Origin of the sequence: Bacillus sp. FJAT-27001 (assembly GCF_019039175.1) — a bacterium.
GTDB classification, from domain to species: Bacteria; Bacillota; Bacilli; order Bacillales; family Bacillaceae; genus Bacillus; species Bacillus velezensis.
Genome location: NZ_JAHOAA010000009.1, coordinates 35,841 through 62,025, shown reverse-complemented (window position 1 = coordinate 62,025; position 26,185 = coordinate 35,841). Strand labels below are relative to the sequence as shown.

Sequence of the window (26,185 nt, the reverse complement as noted above, 5' to 3'; positions counted from 1 at the left end):
CTGTCGTTTTGTGTATATTCTATTGATGAGTTTATACTAATTCAACCCGCATTCCATACAAGCTCTTTATTTCTCAATGGTTTTCTACATGTCGTTGTGCAAACACCTTCTTAGCCACTGAAAGAGCATTAAGTACACGCGGGAATCCTGTATAAGGAACCAATTGGGTGATACTCTCTACAATCTCAGTCGGTGTTAATCCGGATGTAAGCCCTGTATTGATATGAAGTTCAAGCTGCGGCTCGGTTCCTTGCGTTACAAGGGATGAAATGGTAACAAGCGCACGTTGTTGATTGGTTAATCCCGGTCGTGAATATATATCTCCATAAGCAAATTCTATCATGTACTTACTTACATCTGGGGCGATATCTTTCAAGTCTTCAGAAATCTTTAAATGCGTAGAGATTTTATCATCGCTTGTTAAAGTGTACTCCATTAATTTGTCTAAACCTTGTTGGTAACGGCTTTGATCCATTTGAATTTCCTCCTGAAAAGTACTTATTTTCTGACATAAGATAATATATCGCAGCCCTCTCTAACCGTAAAATACATAAAAACTATAAAAACCATTCATTTTTTTCATGAGTTATCTTGATCTGCGTAATTACTCTTACAAAAAAATGAAATATACCGGATAAATTCGCGTACTGCGTGTGAAACATATTTACCTTTTTTTAAAATAATCGCCACTTTCCAAGGAATTGATGGATTGACAATGGAAATTGCCTTAACTAAACTTTGATCAGTCTTTTTCACTATAGACTGAGGGAAAATGGAGATACCTAGTTCTTCTCCAATCATTTCGCTGATAAAATCCCATTGAGAACTTTCATAAACGATATTTGGACGAAAACCGGCTCTAATACACTCTTGAATAATCCGATCGTGAAGAGAAAAGTCTTCACTAAACAGGATGAAAGGTTCATTTTTCAAGTCTTGCATTTCCACAATCTCTTTATGAACAAGCGGGTGAGCGGAATGAACGAAGAGCATCAGTTCTTCATTAAGCAATGGAATGATATCAAACTGCTCTTCGTCCACTGGTTCAATAACCACGCCAAGATCCAGTACCCCATCTTCAACCTCCTGTTTCACCTTGTTTCCCCCATGTTCTATCAGCTTGATGTTCACATCAGGATACAATTGTTTAAATCCTCTAATGATTTTAGGAAAAAACAAGACACCGATAAGCGGCGGTATTCCAATTTTCACTTTTCCTTTTTTTAAATGTAAAAGATCGTATAAGTTCGTCGACAAGTCATCTATTGACTTCATAATCATTTGGCCTTGCTCAAATACAATTTCGCCTGCATCTGTCAAAGCGATTTGTCTGGCTGATCGATCAATGAGCTCAACCTTTAATTCCTCTTCCAAACTTTTCACCATCTTACTTAAGGCAGGCTGTGACAAATGCAAATTTTCTGATGCCTTAGTAAAACTGTTGGATTTAGCAACTTCAAGAAAGTAAGTGATTTGGCGTATATCCATCGTATGATCTCCATTCCATAAGTTTAACGAATACATTATATTCTTTTTATTCATTTTACTTATACAACTGCTGGGTGTAAACTTTTAGGAGACCAAAATGAATCCTGGAGGGGTTACTATGAGTAAATTATTGGAAAGTAAAGTTGCTCTTGTTACAGGCGCGGCGAGTGGAATTGGTTTAGAAATTGCACGTGAATTCGCTAAAGAAGGCGCAAAAGTTGTGATTTCCGATTTGAACGAAAAAGCCGTGCAACATGCAGCTGAGGAACTTACGGAACAAGGATACGAAGTCCTCTCTGCGGTTTGTGATGTAACAAACGAAGAACAAGTAGAAAAAAGTGTCTCTAAGACACTTGAAACCTTTGGACGATTGGATATTCTGGTAAACAATGCGGGGATTCAGCATGTGTCGGATATAGAAAACTTCCCGACTGATAAGTTTGAATTTATGCTGAAATTAATGCTTACTGCTCCTTTTAGTGCGACAAAAAGAGTATTCCCTTTGATGAAAAAACAAAAATTTGGCCGCATCATCAATATGGCTTCCATAAATGGTTTAATTGGTTTTGCAGGGAAAGCGGCTTATTGCAGCGCCAAACACGGTCTGATCGGTTTAACTAAAGTATCAGCATTGGAAGGAGCGGAATACGGAATTACCGTCAACGCCTTGTGTCCGGGATATATCGACACTCCATTGGTGCAAAACCAGTTAAACGATATTGCAGAGACTAGAGGCATTTCTAAAGAAAAGGTGTTTGAAGAAGTCATTTACCCCTTGGTTCCTCAAAAACGTTTGTTAGCCGTGCAAGAAATCGCTGATTACGCAGTATTCCTCGCCAGTGACAAAGCGAAAGGCGTTACAGGGCAGGCAGTCGTAATGGATGGCGGTTATACGGCCCAATGATCTGAATTTCATCTGCAGGAGTCATAGCGCTTTGGATTAAATGATTTACTCTTCAAGAACCAAGCCGCTGTTCTTCTAGGAGAGACATAGCCATACAGATTGAAGTTTGAATAAAAACAAGGAGAGCAGAAATTAACATTTTTTTGACATTCGGCATCTTAACTTAAGAAAAGCCGCTTTGTTGGCGGCTTTTTTACTGGTTTTCATGAGGGGAAAAGAAGCATTTGAAAAAGCGAAACGCGAAAACAAGCAGATTCTTGTCATTGATAGCATGTCCCTGTCTTTTAGTAATCATTATATTTATCTGCTTGCCAATTCCTTAATCATCAAACCCAATTCATAAATTCCCTTTTGAAGGTCTTCAAGAGATGCATAAGCATATGATAAGCGAATATAATTCCCTTTTTCTTGAGCATAGATACTGCCGAGATTGAGAAGTATCCCTTTTGTCAAAGCTTTTGTATAAAGTAATTTCATAGATAGTGAAGGCAATATTTTTACCCAGACAAAGAATCCTCCCTTCGGCATATTCCATGCAGCGACATTCTTCAAATTGGTTTCTAAGAGACTCATGACCAATTGCCTTCTCACCTTTAATTGACTTCTCACCTGTTCTAGATGTTGCTGGTATTCACCGGATGTAAACCACTCTGCCGCTACTCTCTGAGATAACGAACTGGAGCCGTAATCTGTTTGCATTTTTATGTCGGATAAACGTTCAATCACTGGTTCTGGACCGACGATCCATCCAATCCTCAAGCCCGGACTTAACGTTTTCGATAAACTGCCTATGTAAAGCACATGCCCATTTTTATCTATTGTTTTAATAGGATCTGGAGGAATCTCATCTATCCATAACTCACGATAAATGTCATCTTCAATAATGGGAAGCTGTGCATTCTCACTTGCCGCAAGGATTTCTTCTCGTCTCTTTTTTGACATTAAAATACCTGTCGGATTATGAAAACAAGGATTTGTATATAAGATAGCCCTCCCCCGTTCCCCCCTTGCCATGTGGATGTGTTCCGGCAAAAGTCCATTATTATCCATAGGAACTCCAGTCAGCTTCATACCGGCTGATTGAAATACGTGTAATGAATAAAGATAGGAAGGCTGATCGAGAAATACGGTCGATCCCCTTTGTAAAAGCCCCATTGATATAAGCTGCAAGGCTTGCAGTGCGCCCGAAACAATAAGAATGGAAGAAGGAGACGCTTGAATGCCGATTGTTCTTAAATAGCCGCTTAATGCCTCTCTCAAAGGCAAATAGCCTTTTGGTTCCTCATACCCGAATGCCTCTATGTTTTGAGATACCTTTCCCATGATCTCTTTCATAACAGCTAAAGGAAAAATCTCATGTGAAAGTTCTCCTTTACTGAGCTGTATAAGATCAGAATTCGATTCTGATTTATTGATCTCTTGAACGATTTTTTGGCTTGGCTGCTGGATTCCGGAGGTTACATACTGATCCCAATCGGGAGCGGAATTCTTAGCCAAAAGTGTCCATGTATTGTTCGTAACAACTGTCCCTTTGCCCATTCTGCCTTCGATTAATCCATCCGCCGTCAATTCCTCTAAAGCTGTAATGACTGTGCTCCTGTTCACCTCAAAGTGTTTAGCAAGCGTGCGCTGGCTTGGAATCTTACTTCCAATCGGCCATTCTCCATTTCCTATTTTCTCTTTTATAAATTGAATGATTTGTATGTACTTAGGAAGCTTTTTCATCTTTTTTTCTTCTGGAGCGCTCATAAAAAGGATCCTCCTTAAAAGTGGTTGGGTCAAAATCTATTTAACTGGTTGAAGTCATATCATCAAATCTTTATTAATATAGAAACACATTAAATAACTGGTTGGTTTTTGTAAAGAGGAGTGAGAAAGATGCAAAAGAAAACAGTTCGAATCGGCATATCTTACAGTCTGATGATTGGGTTGTGGGCATCAGCTTTCCCGGGAATTCGCGCGGGTTTGGAGAGTTACACGCCGGAACACCTCGCTTTGTTTCGCTTGTTGATTGGGTCAATGGTGCTGGTGGTTTTTGCTGTTTTGACTCATATGCGTTTACCTGACATGAAGGATATTCCTGCTATTTTATCGTTAGGATTTTTAGGTTTTGCACTATATCACATTTTGCTGAATATCGGAGAAAAAACAGTCAGCGCAGGGACAGCAAGCTTACTCGTGACCATGACACCTATTTTTTCTGCAATGTTATCCCGTCTGTTTTTTGGTGAACATTTTGGGCTTTATAAATGGATTGGCTCTATCATAAGTTTATTGGGTGTGTCGATCATTTCATTTGGGGCAGGAAACTATACAAATTCAGTGAACGGCATTTTGTTAATCCTGCTGGCAGCTTTTTCGGAGAGTATTTATTTCGTTTTTCAAGCTCGCTATATAAAAAAATATGGATTTATTCCATTCGTTACATTCACTATTTGGGGCGGGACAGTACCTATGCTTGTATTTCTGCCTGGCTTAGGGGAAGAGTTTTTGAACGCTTCAATGAACTCAACATTGTCTATCGTTTACTTAGGTTTATTACCAACGGTTGTGCCTTACTTTGCACTTGCTTATGTAACTTCACTCGTCGGTGCTTCAGAAGCAGCCATTTCACTTTATTTAACACCCGCTATAGCCTTGGTCATTTCTTGGGTGTGGTTAGGTGAAGTACCTGCGTTTATTGCACTGACAGGCGGGATGGTTACAGTCGCCGGAGTGTGTTTCACCTATCTAACAGTAAATAAAACGATAAAGATTTTAAATCCTTACTTCTTATCTAAAAAGCAATAAGGTAGATGAAGTTTAACCCTGAAAATAGAGTCATAAGCAGTTCTCCTTTTTAATGACTTGGGTTTGGTTCACAAAGTTGAGTGTATGAATTTTTTTAGAGGATTGTGGTATGTTAAACATACAAATATTAATAGAAAGCAGGTGAGCCCATGCCAAACAATAGCAAACCCAACAGTTTAATCACGGAGAAGTCCCCCTATCTGCTCCAACACGCCCACAACCCCGTAAACTGGCATCCTTTGGGAGAAGAAGCCTTCGAAAAAGCGAAACGCGAAAACAAGCCGGTTCTTATCAGCATTGGCTATTCGACGTGTCACTGGTGCCACGTAATGGCTCACGAGTCCTTTGAGGACGAAGAGATCGCCGATATGTTAAACGATAAATTCATAGCCATCAAGGTTGATCGTGAGGAGCGGCCTGATGTGGATTCCGTGTATATGAGAATCTGCCAGCTGATGACGGGGCAGGGCGGGTGGCCGCTGAACGTGTTCGTCACACCAGATCAGAAGCCGTTTTATGCGGGGACGTATTTTCCGAAGACGAGCAAATATAACCGTCCGGGCTTTATCGATGTGCTTGAACATCTGTCCGAAACGTTTGCGAATGACCGGCAGCATGTCGAGGATATCGCCGAAAACGCCGCCGCTCATCTTGAAGTCAAGGTTCACCCGGCTGAGGGCATGCTTGGCGAACAGGCGGTTCATGACACGTATCGCCAGCTGGCCGGCGGGTTTGATACGGTGTACGGCGGGTTCGGCCAGGCTCCGAAATTTCCGATGCCGCATATGCTCATGTTTCTGCTTCGCTACTACAGCTATACGGGCAAGGAACAGGCTTTGGCCGGCGTAACCAAGACACTCGACGGCATGGCGAACGGCGGAATTTTTGACCACATCGGGTTCGGATTCGCCCGCTACTCGACTGATAATGAATGGCTGGTGCCGCATTTTGAGAAAATGCTGTATGACAACGCCCTTCTCCTGACCGCATATACGGAAGCCTATCAAGTCACGGGTAATGAGCGCTACAAACAGATTGCGATGCAGATCGTAACGTTTATTCAGCGGGAAATGATGCATGAAGACGGCAGCTTTTTCTCAGCTTTAGACGCTGATACCGAAGGCCGTGAGGGGAAATATTACATATGGTCCAAAAAAGAAATCATGAATCTTCTCGGTGATGAACTCGGCCCGCTTTACTGCAAGGTGTATAACATCACAGATCAAGGCAATTTTGAAGGCGAAAACATCCCGCACCTCATTTTCACGCGGCGTGAGGCCATCCTCGAAGAGACCGGCCTCACCGGACATGAGCTGGCCGAACGTCTTGAAGAGGCAAGAACAAAATTGCTGGAGGCCCGTGAAAACAGAAGCTATCCGCATACAGATGACAAAGTGCTGACCTCATGGAACGCGCTCATGATTGCCGGGCTGGCAAAAGCCGCAAAGGTATTTCACGAGCCTGACTTTCTCAGCATGGCGGAAACAGCCATCCGCTTTCTCGAACGGCACCTCATGCCGGACGCGCGCGTCATGGTCCGCTATCGCGAGGGCGAAGTGAAAAACAAAGGGTTTATCGATGATTACGCTTTTCTCATCTGGGCTTACCTTGAACTGTATGAAGCGGGTTTTCATCCGTCTTATCTGCAGAAAGCGAAAACGCTATGTACAAGCATGCTGGAGCTGTTCTGGGACGAACGGCACGGAGGTTTCTTCTTTACGGGGAATGATGCCGAGACCCTTCTTGTCAGGGAAAAAGAGGTTTATGACGGGGCCGTGCCTTCCGGAAACAGCGCGGCTGCCGTACAGCTGCTTCGTCTCGGCCGCCTGACGGGTGATATATCACTGATTGAAAAAGCCGAAGCGATGTTTTCCGTGTTCAAACGGGAAATAGAGGCCTATCCGAGCAGCAACGCTTTCTTCATGCAAAGCGTACTGGCACATACAATGCCCCAAAAAGAAATCGTTGTTTTCGGAAGGAAAGATGACCCGGACAGAAAACGTTTCATTGAGGCGCTTCAGGAGCATTTCACTCCCGCCTATACGATTCTCGCCGCAGAACATCCGGAAGAGCTTGCCGGCATTTCTGACTTTGCCGCGGGTTATCGAATGATCGATGGGAGGACAACGGTCTACATTTGCGAGAATTTCGCCTGCCGGAGGCCGACGACGGATATTGATGAAGCGATGAACACCTTACAAATCAGCAGCAGAGCCTAGGCGGCCTGCTGCTTTTCTTTTTTCACAAAACGGAATGCGAGCCATGCGAAGATGATATTGATCACCAGAGTCGATATGCAATCATATATTTCATAGCCGCCGGCTGCTGTTGTAAATATCGACGGAATGCCGCCGTACACCGAATGATCCTCTGTGAGAAAGATAAATAAAAACATATTATTGGCAGCGTGACCGCCAAGGGACATCTCCAGACTGCCCGTTTTAATCGTGATAAAGGTCCAGATCATGCCGATGGTGACATATCCGATTCCCGCCCAGAGAGCTCCATTTTCCATCTCCGGATTCCCGAAATGAAGTGCGCCGAATAATCCGCCGATAATGACTGTCAGAACCACCGCATTTGCCGTCAATTTTCCGGCGAACTGAAGCAGAAAACCGCGAAAGAGAAATTCCTCCGCAGAGGTTTGAATCGGCACCAACAAGACGGCCGCCGCTAACAGCAGCAGAAAACGTGAAGCATGGAATTCCTGAAGCATGAAACGATCCGGATGAATTGTAAAATCAATCAGCCCCGCGACAAACATCAGCACAACATATGTGCCGAATCCAAAGAAAATCCTCTTCCAGTTCAGCGACTGATTTGGTGTGATGATGGATAAAAACCGCCGTTTCATAATGAAACGAACCGCTATCCAAATGCCCGGAATCGCTATGAAATAGACGATATGCTGTAAATAAATATCCGCCAGCGGGTCACTTAATGCCCCCTCATCCCAATTTATCGTCAGTGAAGGATTGAAAGCGGACGTGAGAAACATATAAAACACGGTCAGTATGCTTCCGAAAAAGAACAAACCCACAATGACCAACAGAGAAAGGAGATATCTCGATACACTATTTTTTCCCTCTGCGGGCCGTACAAACGTATTCATATTTATGCATCAACTTCCTTTCCTTCAACATTTTACAATATAAACAGAAACAGATATAGGAAATGTTATATATTTTAAGAAGAAAGCGCTATGCCGTTTCCTTTGGCTCTGGTTATTTACACTCTGTTTTTGCCAAAAAAAGACCTTTATAATGTATTCGTCAGATAAATTCACAGTATTTTCTGATTACAATTGCAAAGTCAGGGGGTTGTTTATGAAACATCAGACATTCTCAAATGTAGCGAACCGATTAGACCGTCTCCCCATTTCACGTGTGCATTATCAAGTATTAACCGCTCTCGGAATCATCTATTTTTTTGATCTCGCTGATCTGTTTACGCTCAGCAACGTGGCTCCGGCGCTGATTGAGCATTGGGGCGTGAAGCTGTCCACCATTGCCGACATCACGGCCGCATCATTCCTGGGCATGTTTTTAGGCGCGTCCATCGGCGGAAGGCTGTCCGATCGGATCGGCAGGAAAAAAGCGCTGAATTGTTTTGTCCTTGTCTTTTCGATCTCATCTTTTCTGAATGCGCTGGCATGGGACATTCCGTCCTTAATGATTTTCCGCTTCTTGACCGGGCTCGGCGTCGCGGCCGCCATGATTGTGACGAACAGCTATTTGGCAGAATTTTTTCCATCCTCCGTACGGGGAAAATACATCTCCCTTTGCGCCATGATCGGGCTAATCGGCGTTCCCGTCACAAACGTTGTTTCCGCTTTTGTCATTCCTTTAGGCTCATGGGGGTGGCGGATCGTATTCGTATGGGGGGCGGCCGGTCTCATTTATTTCTTTTTTATCCGCCGGCTTGAGGAATCGCCGCGCTGGCACGAAAATCGGGGCGCATATGATCAGGCAAACGCCATTATGAACCGTCTTGAAGCACGTGCAGAGAAAGAAAAAGGCCCGCTTCCCGCGCCAAAAGAGGCGGCAGAAGTACATACAGTGAAGCGCGCAGGCTACTTAGGGCTGTTTCAGGGCAGGAATTTAAAGATCACCATCATCCTGTCAGCGGTATGGATTCTTGAAACCTTTGGCTTTTACGGCTTTGCTTCATGGGTGCCCAGCCTGCTGAAAAGCAACGGCATCACCATGGAAAAAACACTGTGGTACAATGTGCTTCACTCTGTCGGCGCACCGCTTGGCGCATTGCTCGGTTCCATGATATCCGAAACGTTCCAAAGGAAATGGATTCTGGCAGCAAGCGCCTTTCTGACTGCCATTGCCGGACTGTTATACGGCATGACGTTTATTCCCGTCATGATTATTGTGTTTGGATTTGTCGTTAACGTCACGGAACGGATCTTCACCTCAAATCTATACGCCTACACATCGGAACCGTATCCTACGGAATATCGCTCGGCAGGGAGCGGGCTGGCGTACGGGCTCGGCCGTTTTTCCAACATATTCGGCTCCCTGCTCGTCGGGTTTATTGCCGTTAAGCTCGGCTACATCAGCGTCTTTTTGTTCATCGGCGGCTGCTGGCTTCTGTGTTCCGTTTTGTTAATCCTCTTCGGCCCGAAAACAAATGCACAGCAAATTTAATCAAAAAAACAGTGCGGAATCACTCCGCACTGTTACACTGTGATTTCTATCAAATTGCCTTCCCCATCCTCTATCACGCTCTCATAATATCCGTCACCCGTCACGCGCGGTCCGCTTACAACCTGAAATCCGTCGTTTTTAAACGTCTTCGTCAATTCATTCACCCGCTCCTTGCTGCCTGTAGAAAATGCGAGATGCGCCCATCCGGTCATATTCTGTGACGGAACTTCATCAATGCCGCCTTTTTTCATAAGTTCCAGCCTGCATCCAGAGTCAAATGAAAGAAAATACGATTTGAAATCTTTTTTCTCATTATGATAAAGGTCATTGGCCTTGGCGCCGAAGTATGTCTCATAAAACTCTTTCATCCGTTCCAAATCTTTCACCCATATCGCTGCATGTTCAATTCTCATATGTCCGCCTCCCTTTTTTTCTCAATCTATTTATAAAGCATGAAACCCATTTCAGCTCAAGACTTTTTTCCGCTGAAATTGATGCATAATTTGTTTTTTAGCCGTTTCTTCGTGAAAAAATAATAAAAATGCTTCCTTTCCGACCCGTTCCAAATGAAGTTCCAGGGATGGAATATTCAATGCCCGGCTGACGCTCAGATTTCCCTCGCCGATGATCTCCGCGTCCCATTTCTGTTCTTTCGCAAACTGGTACAAGCCGGCAGCCACGTCATCACTGTGCGCATAGATGGCCGTCGGCGCCTTGTCGAAACCCCAGAAGTGCTCACCCGCACGCTTTCCGTCGTCCATATCATGGCATCCGACCAGAATGCGGGTTTCATCAAGAGAGCCGAAAACCGCCTTATATGCGGTTACCTTGTCGGCTGTACTCGGGCTTTTTTCCGCTTCCCGCACACATGTAAAAGCAACGTCTTGATGTCCGCGGTTTTTCAAATACAAAAAGCTTTCTCTGTATGCTGCCTGCCTGTCATTATAAGCGCAGGGAATCTCTTGATGCTGTGTATATTCACAAGCGACAATGGGACCGTATTCCAGGTAAGGCACGGCGGTCTCCCATTCATTCGCGCGGGACGTGACAATCAGTCCGTCAATCTTTTTCATTTTCAGCAGTTCGAAATATGTCATCTCTATAGCGGGGTCATAGTTGGTGGGGAGAAGGGTTGTCACGTAATCATGGGCAAACGCTTCCTTCGTGATACCGTTTACAATTTTGTCAAAGCAGGGATGGTCACTGTACGGCAAAATCACGCCGATTGTATTGGTCTTTCCGCGAATCAGATCAATGGCGGTTCGATTAGGGGTATAATCCAGCTCCTTCATCACTTGATTCACAAGACGCCTTTTCTCCTCAGATACGTACGGGTGTCGGTTTAATACGCGTGATACGGTGGCCACCGACACATTCGCCAGTTTCGCAATCTCTTTTATATTTGCCATGTGCTCCTCCATTTTCAGTGATAAAAAAGCAGCAAGAGTGGATTTCTCTTACTGCTATCTCATCATAAATCCACTGTCATTTCAACAGGGCAATGGTCAGAACCCATGATATCGGCACAAATGGCCGCTTGGCTGATCCGCTGCTTCAGTCTGTCTGAAACAATGACGTAATCAAGCCGCCAGCCGATGTTTTTCTCACGTGCGTTCGTCCTGTAAGACCACCAGGAATAGGCGCCTTCCCGATCAGGATATAAATAGCGGAATGAGTCGGTAAATCCCGCGTTCAGCAGGGCGCTGAACGCTTCCCGCTCCTGCTCCGAGAAACCGGCGTTCTTCCGGTTGGCTTTCGGATTTTTTAAGTCTATCTCCCTGTGTGCGACATTCAGATCGCCGCATAAGATCACGGGCTTCTTCCGGTCAAGCTTCTGCAGATAATCCTTAAAATCGGCTTCCCATTGAAGACGGTAATCAATTCGCTCTAATCCGCGTTTGGCATTCGGCGTATAACAGTTGACGACAAACACATGCTCAAATTCAAGCGTGATCACCCGTCCTTCTTGATCATGGTCGTCAATCCCCAGTCCATAGAGCACGTGCAGCGGCTTTTCTTTCGAAAAAACAGCCGTGCCTGAGTAGCCTTTTTTCACCGCATAGTTCCAATAGGCGTGATATCCTTCAGGCTGTAATGATACTTGTCCGTCCTGTACTTTTGTTTCTTGCAGACATAGAATATCGGCTTCCGTTTCCTGAACGTAAGTATTGATATCTATCTTTTTCATCACGGCACGCAAGCCGTTTACATTCCAAGACATCAGTTTCATGTGATCCCTCCTGTCCGGCTCAGCCGGTATTCCAGTGTTTCAATGTTTCCGCCCTCTAATGCCAGCAGCTGCTTTTTCATTTCTAAACCGCCTCTGAATCCGGTCAGTTTCCCGTTTTTTCCGATGACGCGATGGCACGGAACCGTAATCAATACCGGATTTTTTCCAATCGCAGCGCCCACGGCTCTTACGGCTGCCGGTTTCTGAATCATTTTTGCTATATCCGAATAGGAGTATATCTCGCCGTACGGTATGTCCATAAGCGCTTTCCATACAGCAAGCTGAAATTCTGTCCCGTAAAGATCCACCGGCACTGAAAAAGCTGATCTGCCATTGTCAATGTACTCGGACAGCTCTGCCGTGTAAGGCGCCAGCTTTTCATCATCACGTGCCAATCGGTATTGCGGCAGTGATTTTTTTGCCCACTGCTCAAGCTCTTCAAAGCTTCCATGATTTGACCCTATAAAGCAAAGCCCCTTAGATGTGGCGGCTGTATACAGGCTCCAATCATTCCGTGTGAAGAGTGTCCAATAGATCATAGGCTCTTTACTCATATTGAACCTCCCTGTCCCATTTTGGCCGTTTTTCTGTATTCTGTGGGCGAACTCCCGGTTCCCTTTTTAAAAAGGGTGGCGAAATGCGCTGTGTTTGGAATTCCGACAGTCAGAGCGATCTCCATGACTGTCATATCAGTATGCTTTAAAAGGTGTTCCGCCTTCGACAATCTTATTTTCTGTATATACGCAATCGGGGATATTCCCCTGATTTTTTTAAATGTCCGCTGTAAATGATAGGGGCTGCCGTGACACATTTCGGCCAGTACACTCAGAGTCAGGGATTCGTGATAATGGCGTTCAATGTATTCAATGATTTGAGCAATCCATTCTTCATCAGGAAGACGAAGACCGTTCGGCCGGCACCTTTTACAGGGACGAAAATGTTTCTCGAGCGCTGCATCAGCCGTATCAAACACCAGCACGTTTTCTTTATTCGGAACTCTCGATTTACAAGAACGCCGGCAGAAAATTCCCGTCGTTTTTACTGCATAATAAAATGCCCCGTCATAAGAAGCATCATTATGTATGATTGCGCTCCACTTTTCATCAGTCAGGATATTTCTGTCTGTCTCCATCTCAGCCACCCCCTGTTTTTCAGTATAAACAAATTCATTGCATAAGTACGCGTTTTTGAATAGAGGAGCAAGATAACAAAGGTGTAAGAAGCACTTCCATGTTTCATGTGAAACATTTCGGCAGGATGGAGGGGGACTGATATAAAAAAAGAGCAGGAGCCCGCAGGCTCTTGCTCTTTTTTCGGCTTACTCGCCAGTTACGTATGGAAGTAAAGCCATTTGACGTGCGCGTTTGATCGCGATAGTCAATTTACGTTGGTATTTCGCGTTTGTTCCAGTTACACGGCGAGGTAAAATTTTACCACGCTCAGAAACAAACTTTCTAAGAAGATCTACATCTTTGTAATCGATGTGCGTAATGCCGTTAGAAGTGAAGTAACAAACCTTACGGCGTTTCGCACGACCGCCTCTGCGTCCTCCTGCCATTGTCATTTCCCACCTTTCTCGTTATGAATATAGCGATAATCTATTAGAACGGAAGATCATCATCCGAGATGTCAATCGGCTTGCCGTCGTTGGCAAATGGATCATCATTAAAGCTGTTCCCTTGATTTCGTCTCTGGTTGTTCTGATTTCCGCCGAACGGATTATCATTTTGGCCTCCGCCAAAGTATTGGCCTCCGCCGCTGTTTCCTTCGTTGTATCCGCCTGATCCAGAACCGCCGCTGTTTTTAGGCTCAAGAAATTGAACACTTTCAGCTTGGACTTCTGTCACGAAGACACGCTGTCCCTGCTGGTTTTCATAATTTCTTGTCTGGAGTCGGCCGTCTACGCCGGCAAGGCTTCCTTTTTTAAGAAAGTTTGCAACGTTTTCGGCTTGTCTTCTCCAAGTGACACAATTAATGAAATCGGCTTCACGTTCTCCGGACTGGTTCGTGAATGTACGATTCACAGCAAGAGTGAACGTGGCGACAGCCGCACCGCTTGGCGTATAACGAAGCTCTGGGTCTTTTGTCAGTCTTCCGACTAATACAACTCGGTTAAGCATATGAAAGACCACCTTTTAACATTATATATTTCAAATTGCTTATTCTTCTTCTTTAACAACGATGTGGCGAATGATATCGTCACTGATCTTAGCTAAACGGTCGAATTCAGCAACCGCTGCAGCTTCAGACTGAACGTTTAAGATTTGGTAGAAACCGTCACGGAAATCGTTGATTTCGTAAGCAAGACGACGTTTACCCCAATCTTTTGTTCCAGTGATCTCCGCTCCGTTAGAAGTCAATACGTTGTTGAAACGCTCGATAACTGCCTTCTTTGACTCTTCGTCAATGTTCGGACGGATAATGTACATAACTTCGTACTTTTTCATCTGTTTGCACCTCCTTTTGGTCTAAGCGGCCCTATAATGGGCAAGGAGCAATAATTCTATTACTCACAAGTTTATATTATACCAAAGCTCTTGTCCCTTTACAACTGTGTCCTATACATTAAATCGGAAATGAATGACATCTCCGTCTTGGACTACATATTCCTTACCTTCCAGACGCACTTTTCCGGCTTCTTTCGCTCCGGACATTCCGCCGCCTGCCAAAAGGTCTTCATAAGCAACCGTTTCAGCGCGGATAAAGCCGCGTTCAAAGTCAGTGTGGATGATACCCGCACACTCAGGAGCTTTCATGCCTTTTCTGAATGTCCATGCGCGCACTTCCTGTTCGCCCGCCGTAAAGTATGTCGCAAGGCCGAGAAGAGAGTATGACGCTTTAATCAGCTGATCAAGACCTGATTCTTCGATGCCGAGCTCCTCAAGGAACATTTGTTTTTCTTCGCCTTCCAATTCAGCAATTTCAGATTCAATTTTCGCGCAGACGACGATAACTTCGGCGTTTTCACCCGCGGCGTACTCCCGGATTTTCGCAACATATTCATTATCTGAAGGATCAGCCACTTCATCCTCGCTTACATTTGCTACATAAAGCACGGGTTTTGACGTAAGCAAATGAAGCTGCTTCACAAGCTTTTGCTGTTCTTCCGTAAATTCAACGGAACGGGCAGGCTTTTCTTGTTCGAAAGCTTCTTTTAATTTAGACAGAATGTCAAATTCAAAAACCGCTTCTTTGTCTTTTTGCTTAGCAAGCTTGCTTACACGCGTGATGCGTTTTTCGACTGTCTCCATGTCGGCAAGAATCAATTCAAGATTGATCGTTTCAATATCGTCAATCGGATCGACTTTCCCTGACACGTGCGTAATATTGTCATCAGCGAATGCGCGTACAACGTGGCAGATCGCATCTACCTGACGGATATGAGAAAGAAACTTATTTCCGAGTCCTTCACCTTTTGATGCGCCTTTTACGATCCCCGCGATATCAGTGAATTCAAACGCAGTCGGCACCGTTTTTTTCGGGTTCACCAATTCAGTCAGCTTTTGCAGACGTTCATCCGGCACTTCCACGATTCCCACGTTCGGATCAATTGTACAGAACGGGTAGTTGGCTGATTCGGCACCAGCCTGGGTAATTGCATTAAATAACGTCGATTTTCCGACATTCGGCAAACCGACAATTCCAGCAGTTAAAGCCATTCTTTCATCTCCTCTATATCAAACCATCATCGTATAAACGTATTGTAAACCTAGAGCAATTATAAGGAGGTTCATAGGAAAAGACAAGCTGAGAAAAAAGCATTTCCCGCCCTCTCTCTCCTTAGATTATCCTTTTTTAACCGCTACCAGACAGTCAAAAAGCGTACTTCCCATTCCATTATCGGAATTTGAATCCTTTGTGAGCATGTTGACGGAGCCTCCGAATGCCGCCCACATGCCTTCATCTATATTCACCGTCTTCGGGTGAGCCTGCTTCATGATTTTCACCCTGCCGCGCAGACGGCCGCGGTCATTGTATACCTCTGCCGTATCTCCGTCTTGAAGTGAAAGCTCCTCGGCGATATCCGGCGACAGATCCACCTGAATCTGCTGAAGCTTTTCAATAAACGGCACGTGCTGTGAATGATTGGAGCGCTGCGGGTGAATGGACAGCAGCGTATACGGATATTTCCCGGCCAGTCCGGCGTCATGATAAACAGACTCCTCCGGCACCTCCAATTGAGGGAGGCCGCTGTATCCTTTCTCTTCTGCCAGTGACGAGACGAATTCAAATTTTCCGCTCGGGGTTAAAAATTGAAAATCACTCCACGGAACCTGTTTGACCGGAAGCGGCATATGTCCTTTTTCCTTTAATTGCTCAAGGGTGATTCCTTCTTTCTCCAAAGAAGAGAGCCCCATTTTTAAGAAATCTTCCGTACTGTAATCAAAGAGCTCCCCGAATCCGAGACGCTTTGCGAGTTCCGTCCAGATCCAGCGGTCTGATTTTGCCTCTCCCTGCGGTTCCGCAAGCTTCTTGCCATATTGAACATAGTGATGATACATGCTGGAATAATAAATATCTTCCTCTTCGAAAACAACGGCCGTCGGCAGCACATAGTCACAGAGCTTCGCCGTATCGGTCATGACCGAATCAATGGCCACTGTGACCGGTGTTTTTTCAAATGCTTCCTTCACTTTTTTTGTATTCGGCACCTGTGTCAGCGGATTGCCGCACGTCACGATGATCATCTCAATCGGCGGATCGGCTGCATTCAGCGCCTCTTCGGCTTGAGTCATCATCGAAAACGTTCTCGAACTTTTCTTCAGATCAGGCCGGGTGAGCTCGGCCTTTGTAAAGCTTTCACCGACTTGCACATTTCCGAAGTTTGCGCCGCCGCCTTTGATACCGACATTTCCGCTCGCCGCAGCTAAAGCGTCAATCCACCGTATCGTCCCGCCCCCGTTTTTATATCTCTGCATCCCAAGACCCATAAAAGTGGAGGCGGGACCGTCAGCATATAAATCAGCAAGATATTCAATCACTTCTAAAGACGTTTCTGTTTTCTCAATGATCTCCTCAATAGAAATCGTCTGCAGAAGCTTTTCTATTTCTTCAAAACCGACCGAATGCCTTTGAATGAAATCGGAATCGGTTCTGCCGGTTTGGCATAATATTTTTAAAACACCCGCCGCAAGCCATCCATCCATGCCGGGTTTGACGGATATATACCGATCGGCAAGCTTGGCAGTCGGGTTAAAAATAGGATCAATGACCGTCAGTGTCGCTCCTTTTTTCTTCACCTGCTGCAGATGATGATAGAGGTGCATATTCGTCCGGGACACGTTTCTGCCCCATACGATCACATGCTTGCTGTGATAAATATCAAGCGGTCCATGCCCGTAAGAACGCCCGAAATCCCAGCGCTGCGCTTCAATGCCGGAACCCCAGCATATGCTGCCCGCAATCTCCGTCACACCGCCGTATCCATTGAAAAAACGCTGGTCGAGCGCCTTCAAAAGACCGTTATTGGCGTAATCATGACTGTGCAGCACTGCGGCAGTGCCCAACGTCTCCTTAATCACCGCCATTTTTTCAGCAATTTCATCTAACGCCTGCTCCCAGGAAATGCGGACAAATTCGCCGTCTATCTTTTTTAAAGGAAAACGAAGCCGTTCCGGCGCATTCGTTTTCGTCTCCAGCATTCTGCCCCGGCCGCAAATTTTCCCTTCCGTAATGGGATGATTCGGGTCTCCGTCTACTTTCGTCACCTTTCCATCCTCAACTGTCACCAAAAAGCCGCAGCTGTCCCAGCAATTCAGCGGGCACGCTGACTGATGCACTTTGCTCATCGGGCCTCTTCCTCTCCTCTATATGAAAAAGCATGAGCGCCAGCCCTTATGATGTAGGCTCCTCATGCTTGACGAGTACTTTTTTCAGCTTTCTCTCAAAATCTCTTCTCGGAATCATAACACTGTGGGAACAACCCGTGCATTTGATCCGAATATCCATTCCCATCCGAATGATTTTCCACCTGTTTTCACCGCAAGGATGCGGTTTCTTCATTTCAACAATATCATTCAGGCCAAAGTCTTTATCCGCCAAGACCCTTCACCTCTCTCCATAGACTGCTTTATTTATTGTACAAAAAAAGACAGGATAAGAGCAACGGCCGCACCCAAAATGAGCATTATACTTTTTTCCATCTCCCTAAAATAGGGTAAAGAAGAAGACATACCAGCAAATAAAGACTTAAAAGCCCGTAAATGGGATATAAAATCGCGATCAAATCTGAAAAACCGATTGTCGTAAAAGGCACCATCACAGCTAAAAGAAGAGATACGAGCGTCCATCTCGGCAATTTCACAAATGCAAGCATGCGGCTGGACAGCCCGAACAGACCGGTCACGGTTGTCGTATAGATGGCTAAAAAAAGCACGGCGGCCATACAAAGAAATAACGGATAAGGAGCGCCTTCAAGGACGGCGAAAAGAGGAATCTCATATTGTGTAAGACTGCCTGAAAGCTGTACAAGCGTTTCATTGTAAACAAATGAAATCATACCGAAAATCAGCCCGCTTGCAACGCTTGCGATTTTCGCTTCTCCCAGTCCCTTCATATCTTTCCCGATTGAAGAAAGAACAGCGACAACAGAAAGGATGTTTAAAGACGTGAAGGTAATGCTTGCCGGCCAATTATACTGGCGGGTCAAATCTATCGTCCACGTGTAATGATGGGTTGTCTGAAAAAAGACCAATGCATATAACAGCCCCGCTACAAGAATCGGTATCAAAATACTATTCAGAGATAATATTCCTTTTATATCCCAAAAGAATAAACCGACGGTCACAATGCAAAGAAGAAAAATACCGATCCAAAACGGCAGCTTGTACATTTGCAGCGTCACACCGCCGCCGGCAATCATAACCATCGTCATTGAAAACAAATAAAACATAATAAGCACATCATAGACTTTAGCAAGAGCCGGCCCCATCAGATGCTCAAGCACAGGTAAAAAGTGCGTTGATTGAACCCGATAGCTGATCTTCAACACAATATAAGCCGAAATCGTAAACATGACTGTAAACAATACAATAGCCAGTCCGCTTTCGACACCGAAAAACTGCCATATTTCCTGCCCGCTTGCATACCCAGCCCCAATCTGGCTGCTTAATATGAGCAGCATCCACTTCATCCCGGCTCTCCACACCCTCATCACCTCATAAAATTTCAGATCATCTCCGCATATTGCTACTATATTGAGTGACAGCGGCAAACATTCATACAAATGGGACAAATATGGTATGATAACGACGATTGACTATTCAGAAAAATTCACTTATGCAAGGAGCTCAAACCATGTACATCAGGCGTTTAACCGCAAATGATACCCAGCCTTATTCCGATATCAGGCTCAAAGCTTTAAAAGATCACCCGGACGCATTTGCCGTCAGCTACGATGAGGAGAAAGAATGGCCGTCCGAAAAATTTAAAGCCAGGCTTGAAGCCGACAATGCCATCGTGCTTGGCGCCTTTGAACAAGACAGACTGATAGGAATCCTCAAGATCTCCAAGCATCCGCTGTTTAAACTAAGACACATTGCGGTTATCGGTTCTATGTATATTTCCCCCAAACACCGAGGGTCAGGCGCGGGAAAAGCTTTAATGACGGAAGCCATCAGCCGAGCAAAAAAGATGAAGGACACAGAACAGCTTCATCTCTCTGTTACCTCAACAAATGAACCCGCAAAAAAACTCTACGCTCAGTTAGGATTTATCCTCTTCTCTACAGAAAAAAGAGCGCTGAAATTGGATCATCAGCGATATGTTGATGTAGATCAAATGGTCTTATTTCTTTCATGAACTTAGAGAACAATCGCTCTGGGTTCTTTTTTCTATCCCGCTCTTTTCAAACAACCGGCATGCTGATCACGCTTAAGCATAAAAAAAGGAAGCGCTGGATATACTGTAAACAACCATACAACACCAAAAACAACAATGTAATACTCGTATGACATGACAAGGAAGTGAACCTTATGAATCGAAAAGGCGGGCTTTTTTCTCAAGAACGGGCAAAACAATATGTATCTCATACGGATTCTTCTGCTGCGAATCAAATACAAGCGATCCTTACTTCATCTTTACGTAAAGCAGCCGGCAGACCGTTAGTCACCGTGTGTATCGGCACAGATCGGTCGACCGGAGATTCATTAGGTCCGCTCGTAGGAACAAAGTTAGAAAAAATGAATTTAGGCAGATTGCACGTTTACGGCACGCTGTCAGATCCTGTTCACGCCGTCAATATGAAAGACAAGCTGAAAGATATTCAACATCTACATAAAAATCCGTTTATTATAGCGGTTGATGCTTGTTTAGGCCGCGTCAAAAGCGTAGGGTCATTTCAAATCGGCGATGGGCCGCTGAAGCCCGGAGCAGGTGTTCAAAAAGATCTTCCTGAAATCGGTGACGTCCATATCAATGGAATCGTCAATGTCAGCGGGTTTATGGAGTATTTTGTCCTGCAGAATACGAGGCTTCATCTTGTTATGAGCATGGCAAATGTTTTAGCAGAGGGGTTACAGCTGACAGATAAATCAGAAGGCCGGCAGGAACGGCTCAGTCCGTTTCATAAGTTGACAAGACGTATATAAAAAACCATCTTTTTTTAAAAAGATGGTTTTTACGCTTCTCTTTCAGACAATAGTTCTAGGATACGTTCAAGATCTTCATTTGAGAAAAACTCAATCTCAATCTTCCCTTTTTTCTTTTGTCTCTTAATATTTACTGTTGTTCCGAAGTAATTTTGCAAATACGATTCCCGCTCTTTTAACACCACATCTTGAACAGGTTCTTTTTTCTTTGTTTCACGTGGAACATTGTTGTTTAACTGCTGAATCAGCTGCTCAAGCTGACGGACGTTCAGCTGTTCTTCAACCACTTTCTTCACAAGCGGTTCAAGCTTGTTTTTATTTTTCAAACCAAGCAAGGTTCTGCCGTGTCCCATGGATAACGTACCTTCTGCAATGAGGTTCTGGATGCTTTCCGGAAGCGTCAGCAGTCTTAAATGGTTGGCAATATGAGGCCTGCTTTTTCCGAGCCGTTTAGCGAGCTGTTCCTGGGTTAAATCCAATTGCTTCAGCAGTGAGTCATATGCCAGAGCTTCTTCAAGCGGTGATAAGTCTTCACGCTGAAGGTTTTCCAAAAGAGCGATTTCCCGCATCAGCGATTCAGATAAATCCCGCACGATAGCCGGCACTGTCTCTTTACCGGCAAGTTTTGCGGCGCGGTAACGGCGTTCGCCGGCTACAATATCATAGCCCTTCAATGATTTTCTCACGATAATGGGCTGAAGAATGCCATGCTGAATGATGGATTCCTTCAGTTCAGCTAATGACTCATCGTCAAATTGTTTTCTTGGCTGATAAGGATTGGGGCGCAAATCACTGATTTTAATCTCTTCCACTGTCTCTTCAGACAAATCAACCTGATTAAACAACGCGTTAATCCCTTTTCCGAGCCCGCCTTTAGCCATTCGCTGCCACTTCCTTTGCTAAATCTAAATATACTTCCGCACCTCTCGAACGCGGATCGTATAATATGATCGGCTTGCCGTGACTCGGCGCCTCACTTAAACGGACATTTCGAGGGATAATGGTTTGATACACTTTATCTCTAAAGTATTTCTTTACCTCTTCTATCACTTGAATGCCGAGATTCGTTCTGGCATCAAGCATCGTCAGAAGCACTCCTTCTATCATTAAGTCGGTATTTAAATGTTTTTGCACAAGCCGAACTGTATTTAATAATTGACTCAATCCTTCAAGAGCGTAGTATTCGCACTGAACCGGGATAACGACTGAATCTGAAGCGGTAAGCGCATTAATCGTTAATAACCCGAGAGACGGAGGACAATCAATAATCATGTAATCGTAATTTTGTTTCACAGATTCTAATGCTCTTTTCAGCCTGACCTCCCGTGAGATCGTCGGAACCAATTCGATTTCCGCTCCCGCAAGCTGGATCGTGGCCGGAATGACATCTAAGTTCTCTACTGAAGTCGGTTTAATAATATCTGTAACATCTGCATCATCTACTAAAATGTCGTACACACAATGATCCACATCGGCTTTTTCAATCCCTAATCCGCTCGTTGCATTGCCCTGCGGATCAATATCAACAAGAAGAACCCTTTTACCTATGTAAGCCAAGCAAGCCCCCAGATTAACAGAAGTCGTCGTCTTCCCGACTCCGCCTTTTTGGTTCGTAATTGCTATGATTTTTCCCACGATGTCACCTACCTTCACATGAACATGTACTGTCTTGTTTCTATCTTATCAAAAAAAGAGTAAAGCGTTTTATTTTTTTCATAATTTGTTTATCAGCAAGTGAAAAAAATGTAAACGAAAAAGACACTTTCTAATATAAGTTCTCCGATAAAGTGACTTTTTTGACTGTAAAAAGACAATTCACGACACAAAAAGATAAAATTTTACATATATAATGTATAGTGCACAATAAATCTATCATTATCTCAAAATAGTTTTTTGATTAAAATAAAAACTCCCCTGCTGATCAGGAGAGTTTTTATTTAGGTATCCGAATGGTAAGCTGGATGTACTCTTCGAATTCTTCTTCTTCAGTGTTCAGCCTGACGCCGCTGTCTTCTACCATAGACAGTGACTGACGAATCGTATTCATCGCAATTCTTGTATCCCTGCTGAATGCTTTGCGTCTCGGCTTTGGTTTCTGCTTATTCTGTTCAAGCATTTTCACCACTCTGTCTTCCGTCTGCTTAACGTTTAAGCTTTTCTCAATGATTTCCGCAAGCAATGTGACCTGAAACTCCGGCTGTTTGAGCGGAATCAGTGCTCTTGCATGACGTTCCGTAATTTTTTTCTCCATAATCGCATCCTGGACGGGTTCCGGGAGCTTTAACAATCGGAGCTTGTTCGCAATCGTTGACTGGCCTTTTCCTAAGCGCTGCGCCAAGGCTTCCTGTGTTAAATCATGAAGTTCTAACAGCCTTGCGTACGCATGAGCTTCCTCAATGGAGGACAATTCTTCCCTTTGCAGGTTTTCAATCAAAGCGACAGATGCTGTTTCCGTATCAGAAAAATCTTTAATAATTGCGGGAATCTTCTCCCATTCAAGCGTCTGTACCGCTCTCCAGCGCCTTTCACCCGCAATGAGCTCATATTGTCCTTCATCTTCTGTATGTCTGACAACAATCGGCTGAATGATGCCGTGTGTATGGATAGTCATTGCTAACTCTTTGATTTTTTCATCTGAGAAAATGGTGCGTGGCTGAAAACGGTTGGGAACGATAGCATGTACCGGTATTTCGAGTATCTCTTCTTTGTTTGTATCATGCTCAGCTATCTCCGGTTCCTCTTCCTTCTCACCAAACCCGAAGAAACGAGAGAATGAATGCTTCATGTACCTACACCACCTTTAAAAACTGCCATTTTTATAATTCTATTTTCTCATGGTTTTTCCTGCTGTATCTTCATCAATTTTGCAGAAAATATGATGGAATTGTCACATCAGGCTGTCTAAATTACCCTTCAATTGGCGATTTATTTGGAGTACCCGGTTTTCTCGGATATTTTTTCGGAGTGCTTTTCGTCTTGCGAATGATCATGATGTTCCGTTCACTTTCTTCAACAGGAAGTGTAAAGGAATGAACTTGTTCAAGCTCCCCTCCCAATACTTTAATCGCCTTTTGCCCCGCTTTCAGCTCTTCATCAGCTGCTGCTGCTTTTAGTGCCGCAAATACGCCGTTTTTCTTGGCCAGCGGCAGACAAAGCTCACTCAGGACCGACAGACGCGCCACCGCACGGGCCGTCACGAGATCGAAGCTTTCCCGTACGTCTTTCCGTTGTCCGAATGTCTCCGCTCTGTCATGGACAAATGTCGTATGCTCTAATTGTAAAGCATCAGAGAGAGTTTCCAAAAACGTAATCCGCTTATTCAGTGAATCGACGATGGTGACATGCAGATGCGGGAAGCAGATTTTGATGGGCAGGCTTGGAAAACCGGCGCCGGCGCCGACATCACAAAGAGTGGTAACCTTTTCAAAATCAATATAAAATGCCGCCGTTATCGAATCATAAAAATGCTTGAGATAAACTTCCTTTTTCTCAGTGATGGATGTCAGATTCATTTTTTCGTTCCATTCCACGAGCATCCGGTAATACAACTCGAATTGCTCCAGCTGGCGGTCAGAAAGGGAAATCCCTTTCTCCGCTAAACTGGATGTAAATTCCTCTATATTCATGCCGTCATCCTTTCTATTCAGCTACCTTGGCAATACGGCCCTGCTCCAGGTATACCAGCAGGATTGAAATGTCTGCCGGATTGACGCCGGAAATACGGGACGCTTGAGCAACTGATAAAGGACGCACTTCTTTCAGCTTTTGACGGGCTTCAGTAGCAATTCCTTTAATGGCGTCATAATCAATCCGATCAGGGATTTTTTTGTTTTCCATTTTCTTCAGCTTTTCCACTTGCTGCAAGGATTTTTCGATATATCCTTCATATTTCACCTGAATTTCCACTTGTTCCGCCACATCTTGCGGAACCGGAGAATCTGCAGGCGCAAGTTTTGTCACTGTTTCATAGTTCATTTCCGGACGTTTCATTAAATCTGTGCCGCGCACTCCGTCTTTCAGCTCGCTTCCGCCGAGTGAACGGATATATTCCTGATTCTCAGGAGACGGCTTGATAATAACAGACCAGAGACGTTTTTTCTCTGCCTCGATCGCCGCTTTTTTCTTCTCAAACGCTTCATAGCGCTCATCAGAAATTAAGCCGATATCGTGGCCGATTTCCGTCAGACGAAGATCCGCGTTGTCGTGACGGAGCAGCAGTCTGTATTCCGCCCGTGAAGTCAGCAGACGGTACGGTTCATTGGTTCCTTTCGTTACCAAATCATCAATCAATACACCGATATAAGCATCGGAACGGCTGAGGATCACTTCTTCTTTTCCAAGCGCTTTGCGGCCTGCGTTGATCCCTGCCATAATTCCTTGCCCGGCTGCTTCCTCATAACCTGATGTACCGTTAATTTGACCGGCCGTGTACAGGTTAGGGATTTTTTTCGTCTCCAGTGTAGGCCAGAGCTGCGTCGGTACAATCGCGTCATACTCAATCGCGTATCCGGCTCTCATCATCTGCACCTTTTCCAGTCCCGGAATGGTCGCCAGCATCCGCTGCTGCACGTCCTCAGGAAGACTCGTGGATAAACCTTGAACGTATACTTCCTGCGTATTTCTGCCTTCCGGCTCAAGGAAAATCTGATGACGCGGTTTATCATTAAACCGAACGACTTTATCTTCAATCGAAGGGCAGTATCTCGGTCCCGTTCCTTTAATCATACCGGAATACATTGGCGAACGATGCAGGTTGCTGTCGATGATCTCATGAGTCTCAGGACTCGTGTAAGTCAGCCAGCAAGGCAGCTGATCGGTAATGTATTCAACCGTTTCATATGAGAAAGCGCGCGGAATCGGGTCCCCCGGCTGGATTTCTGTTTTGCTGTAATCAATGGAATCGCTTGAGACACGAGGAGGCGTGCCCGTTTTAAAACGGACGAGATCAAAACCGAGCTCCTCTAAGTGCTCAGAAAGTTTAATAGACGGCTGCTGGTTATTCGGACCGCTTGAGTAAGACAGATCACCGAGAATGATCCGCCCTCTTAAATACGTTCCGGTTGTCAGCACGACCGTTTTTGCCTTATATTCAGCACCGGTTTGCGTAATGACACCACGGCACTCCCCGTCTTCAATGATTAAACGCTCGGCAATCCCTTGAAGAAGTGTCAAATTCGGTGTTTTTTCCAGCGTATGCTTCATTTCGTGCTGATATTGGAATTTATCCGCCTGCGCACGCAGCGCCCGTACGGCCGGACCTTTTCCTGTATTCAGCATTCTCATTTGAATATGAGTTTTATCTATATTTCTAGCCATTTCTCCGCCGAGCGCGTCAATTTCGCGGACGACAATCCCTTTCGCGGGGCCGCCGACAGACGGATTACATGGCATAAACGCAACCATATCAAGATTGATCGTCAAAACAAGCGTTTTGGCTCCCTGGCGCGCGGATGCGAGGGCAGCCTCAACACCGGCATGCCCGGCGCCGATGACAATCACGTCGTATTGGCCTGCTTCATACCCCATG

27 protein-coding genes are annotated in these 26,185 nt (G+C 44.9%); 6 read left to right on the top strand and 21 right to left on the bottom strand.

Annotated elements, in window-relative coordinates:
- Positions 1-73: 73 nt before the first annotated feature.
- Positions 74-475 (bottom strand): carboxymuconolactone decarboxylase family protein, encoded by a 402-nt coding sequence (locus BGM27_RS18650; protein WP_007409882.1) that lies wholly within the window; start codon positions 473-475, stop codon positions 74-76.
- 104 nt (positions 476-579) lie between these two features.
- Entirely contained in the window at positions 580-1,488 is a 909-nt protein-coding gene (locus tag BGM27_RS18645; RefSeq protein WP_007409883.1) for a LysR family transcriptional regulator, read from the bottom strand.
- A gap of 118 nt (positions 1,489-1,606) precedes the next feature.
- Here BGM27_RS18645 and BGM27_RS18640 point away from each other — a divergent pair, with 118 nt between their 5' ends.
- Positions 1,607-2,392, top strand: a complete 786-nt coding sequence (locus BGM27_RS18640; protein ID WP_007409884.1) for a 3-hydroxybutyrate dehydrogenase — start codon at positions 1,607-1,609, stop codon at positions 2,390-2,392.
- A 300-nt stretch (positions 2,393-2,692) separates the two neighbouring features.
- Here BGM27_RS18640 and BGM27_RS18635 read toward each other — a convergent pair whose 3' ends face one another.
- The gene (locus tag BGM27_RS18635) at positions 2,693-4,141 is read right to left on the bottom strand and encodes an aminotransferase-like domain-containing protein (protein ID WP_007409885.1); all 1,449 of its coding nucleotides are present in this window, start codon (positions 4,139-4,141) and stop codon (positions 2,693-2,695) included.
- Positions 4,142-4,270: 129 nt separating this feature from the next.
- Between BGM27_RS18635 and BGM27_RS18630 the strand changes: the two genes are divergently transcribed.
- Both BGM27_RS18630 and BGM27_RS18625 read left to right on the top strand, forming a co-directional pair.
- Complete coding sequence (locus BGM27_RS18630; protein ID WP_007409886.1) at positions 4,271-5,182, top strand: DMT family transporter; 912 nt, start codon at positions 4,271-4,273, stop codon at positions 5,180-5,182.
- 149 nt (positions 5,183-5,331) lie between these two features.
- Positions 5,332-7,401 carry a thioredoxin domain-containing protein gene (locus tag BGM27_RS18625; protein WP_020954394.1) on the top strand — a complete coding sequence of 690 codons (2,070 nt, stop codon included), beginning with the start codon at positions 5,332-5,334 and terminating at the stop codon, positions 7,399-7,401.
- Here the strand turns inward: BGM27_RS18625 and BGM27_RS18620 are convergent.
- A complete protein-coding gene (locus BGM27_RS18620; protein WP_007409889.1) occupies positions 7,398-8,294 on the bottom strand; it encodes a CPBP family intramembrane glutamic endopeptidase in 897 nt (298 codons plus the stop codon). The two genes, BGM27_RS18625 and BGM27_RS18620, sit on opposite strands and share 4 nt — an antisense overlap.
- A 214-nt stretch (positions 8,295-8,508) precedes the next feature.
- On the opposite strand from BGM27_RS18620, the gene BGM27_RS18615 reads away from it, so the two are divergent.
- Entirely contained in the window at positions 8,509-9,840 is a 1,332-nt protein-coding gene (locus tag BGM27_RS18615) for an MFS transporter (RefSeq protein ID WP_007409890.1), read from the top strand.
- A 32-nt stretch (positions 9,841-9,872) separates the two neighbouring features.
- Here BGM27_RS18615 and BGM27_RS18610 read toward each other — a convergent pair whose 3' ends face one another.
- From BGM27_RS18610 to BGM27_RS18555, 12 genes are all read right to left on the bottom strand, one after another.
- Positions 9,873-10,253: a VOC family protein gene (locus tag BGM27_RS18610; protein WP_007409891.1), complete on the bottom strand. Its 381-nt coding sequence runs from the start codon at positions 10,251-10,253 to the stop codon at positions 9,873-9,875.
- 51 nt (positions 10,254-10,304) lie between these two features.
- Entirely contained in the window at positions 10,305-11,249 is a 945-nt protein-coding gene (locus BGM27_RS18605; RefSeq protein ID WP_007409892.1) for a LacI family DNA-binding transcriptional regulator, read from the bottom strand.
- Positions 11,250-11,311: 62 nt separating this feature from the next.
- Positions 11,312-12,070: an exodeoxyribonuclease III gene (xth, locus tag BGM27_RS18600; RefSeq protein WP_007409893.1), complete on the bottom strand. Its 759-nt coding sequence runs from the start codon at positions 12,068-12,070 to the stop codon at positions 11,312-11,314.
- The gene (locus BGM27_RS18595) at positions 12,067-12,624 is read right to left on the bottom strand and encodes a methylated-DNA--[protein]-cysteine S-methyltransferase (RefSeq protein WP_007409894.1); all 558 of its coding nucleotides are present in this window, start codon (positions 12,622-12,624) and stop codon (positions 12,067-12,069) included. The genes xth and BGM27_RS18595 overlap by 4 nt, the downstream gene beginning before the upstream one ends.
- Positions 12,621-13,202, bottom strand: a complete 582-nt coding sequence (locus BGM27_RS18590) for a bifunctional transcriptional activator/DNA repair enzyme AdaA (RefSeq protein ID WP_007409895.1) — start codon at positions 13,200-13,202, stop codon at positions 12,621-12,623. Before BGM27_RS18590 ends, BGM27_RS18595 begins: the two co-directional genes overlap by 4 nt.
- Positions 13,203-13,388: 186 nt before the next feature.
- On the bottom strand, positions 13,389-13,628 hold the full coding sequence (rpsR, locus tag BGM27_RS18585) for a 30S ribosomal protein S18 (protein WP_004392983.1): 240 nt from the start codon (positions 13,626-13,628) through the stop codon (positions 13,389-13,391).
- Between the two features lie 43 nt (positions 13,629-13,671).
- Positions 13,672-14,190, bottom strand: a complete 519-nt coding sequence (ssbA, locus tag BGM27_RS18580) for a single-stranded DNA-binding protein SsbA (protein WP_004392979.1) — start codon at positions 14,188-14,190, stop codon at positions 13,672-13,674.
- Between the two features lie 39 nt (positions 14,191-14,229).
- Positions 14,230-14,517: a 30S ribosomal protein S6 gene (gene rpsF / locus BGM27_RS18575; protein ID WP_004392977.1), complete on the bottom strand. Its 288-nt coding sequence runs from the start codon at positions 14,515-14,517 to the stop codon at positions 14,230-14,232.
- Positions 14,518-14,628: 111 nt separating this feature from the next.
- Positions 14,629-15,729: a redox-regulated ATPase YchF gene (gene ychF, locus BGM27_RS18570; RefSeq protein WP_004392975.1), complete on the bottom strand. Its 1,101-nt coding sequence runs from the start codon at positions 15,727-15,729 to the stop codon at positions 14,629-14,631.
- A gap of 126 nt (positions 15,730-15,855) precedes the next feature.
- Entirely contained in the window at positions 15,856-17,859 is a 2,004-nt protein-coding gene (locus BGM27_RS18565) for a molybdopterin-dependent oxidoreductase (protein ID WP_007409896.1), read from the bottom strand.
- Between the two features lie 46 nt (positions 17,860-17,905).
- Positions 17,906-18,112, bottom strand: a complete 207-nt coding sequence (locus BGM27_RS18560) for a DUF951 domain-containing protein (RefSeq protein WP_004392973.1) — start codon at positions 18,110-18,112, stop codon at positions 17,906-17,908.
- An 85-nt stretch (positions 18,113-18,197) separates the two neighbouring features.
- Positions 18,198-19,223: a YkvI family membrane protein gene (locus tag BGM27_RS18555; RefSeq protein WP_088005468.1), complete on the bottom strand. Its 1,026-nt coding sequence runs from the start codon at positions 19,221-19,223 to the stop codon at positions 18,198-18,200.
- A gap of 143 nt (positions 19,224-19,366) precedes the next feature.
- Here BGM27_RS18555 and BGM27_RS18550 point away from each other — a divergent pair, with 143 nt between their 5' ends.
- Positions 19,367-19,870 (top strand): GNAT family N-acetyltransferase, encoded by a 504-nt coding sequence (locus BGM27_RS18550; protein ID WP_007409897.1) that lies wholly within the window; start codon positions 19,367-19,369, stop codon positions 19,868-19,870.
- A gap of 173 nt (positions 19,871-20,043) precedes the next feature.
- The gene (gene yyaC, locus BGM27_RS18545; protein WP_004392969.1) at positions 20,044-20,658 is read left to right on the top strand and encodes a spore protease YyaC; all 615 of its coding nucleotides are present in this window, start codon (positions 20,044-20,046) and stop codon (positions 20,656-20,658) included.
- Between the two features lie 29 nt (positions 20,659-20,687).
- On the opposite strand, the gene BGM27_RS18540 is transcribed toward yyaC, so the two are convergent.
- The 5 genes from BGM27_RS18540 to mnmG all read right to left on the bottom strand — a co-directional run bounded on the left by BGM27_RS18540 (position 20,688) and on the right by mnmG (position 26,184).
- Positions 20,688-21,539 carry a ParB/RepB/Spo0J family partition protein gene (locus BGM27_RS18540; RefSeq protein ID WP_007409898.1) on the bottom strand — a complete coding sequence of 284 codons (852 nt, stop codon included), beginning with the start codon at positions 21,537-21,539 and terminating at the stop codon, positions 20,688-20,690.
- Positions 21,532-22,293, bottom strand: a complete 762-nt coding sequence (gene soj, locus BGM27_RS18535) for a sporulation initiation inhibitor protein Soj (protein WP_007409899.1) — start codon at positions 22,291-22,293, stop codon at positions 21,532-21,534. Before soj ends, BGM27_RS18540 begins: the two co-directional genes overlap by 8 nt.
- A gap of 298 nt (positions 22,294-22,591) precedes the next feature.
- A complete protein-coding gene (gene noc / locus BGM27_RS18530) occupies positions 22,592-23,443 on the bottom strand; it encodes a nucleoid occlusion protein (RefSeq protein WP_007409900.1) in 852 nt (283 codons plus the stop codon).
- Between the two features lie 121 nt (positions 23,444-23,564).
- On the bottom strand, positions 23,565-24,284 hold the full coding sequence (rsmG, locus tag BGM27_RS18525) for a 16S rRNA (guanine(527)-N(7))-methyltransferase RsmG (RefSeq protein WP_007409901.1): 720 nt from the start codon (positions 24,282-24,284) through the stop codon (positions 23,565-23,567).
- 13 nt (positions 24,285-24,297) lie between these two features.
- Complete coding sequence (gene mnmG / locus BGM27_RS18520) at positions 24,298-26,184, bottom strand: tRNA uridine-5-carboxymethylaminomethyl(34) synthesis enzyme MnmG (protein WP_007409902.1); 1,887 nt, start codon at positions 26,182-26,184, stop codon at positions 24,298-24,300.
- Position 26,185: the final 1 nt, after the last annotated feature.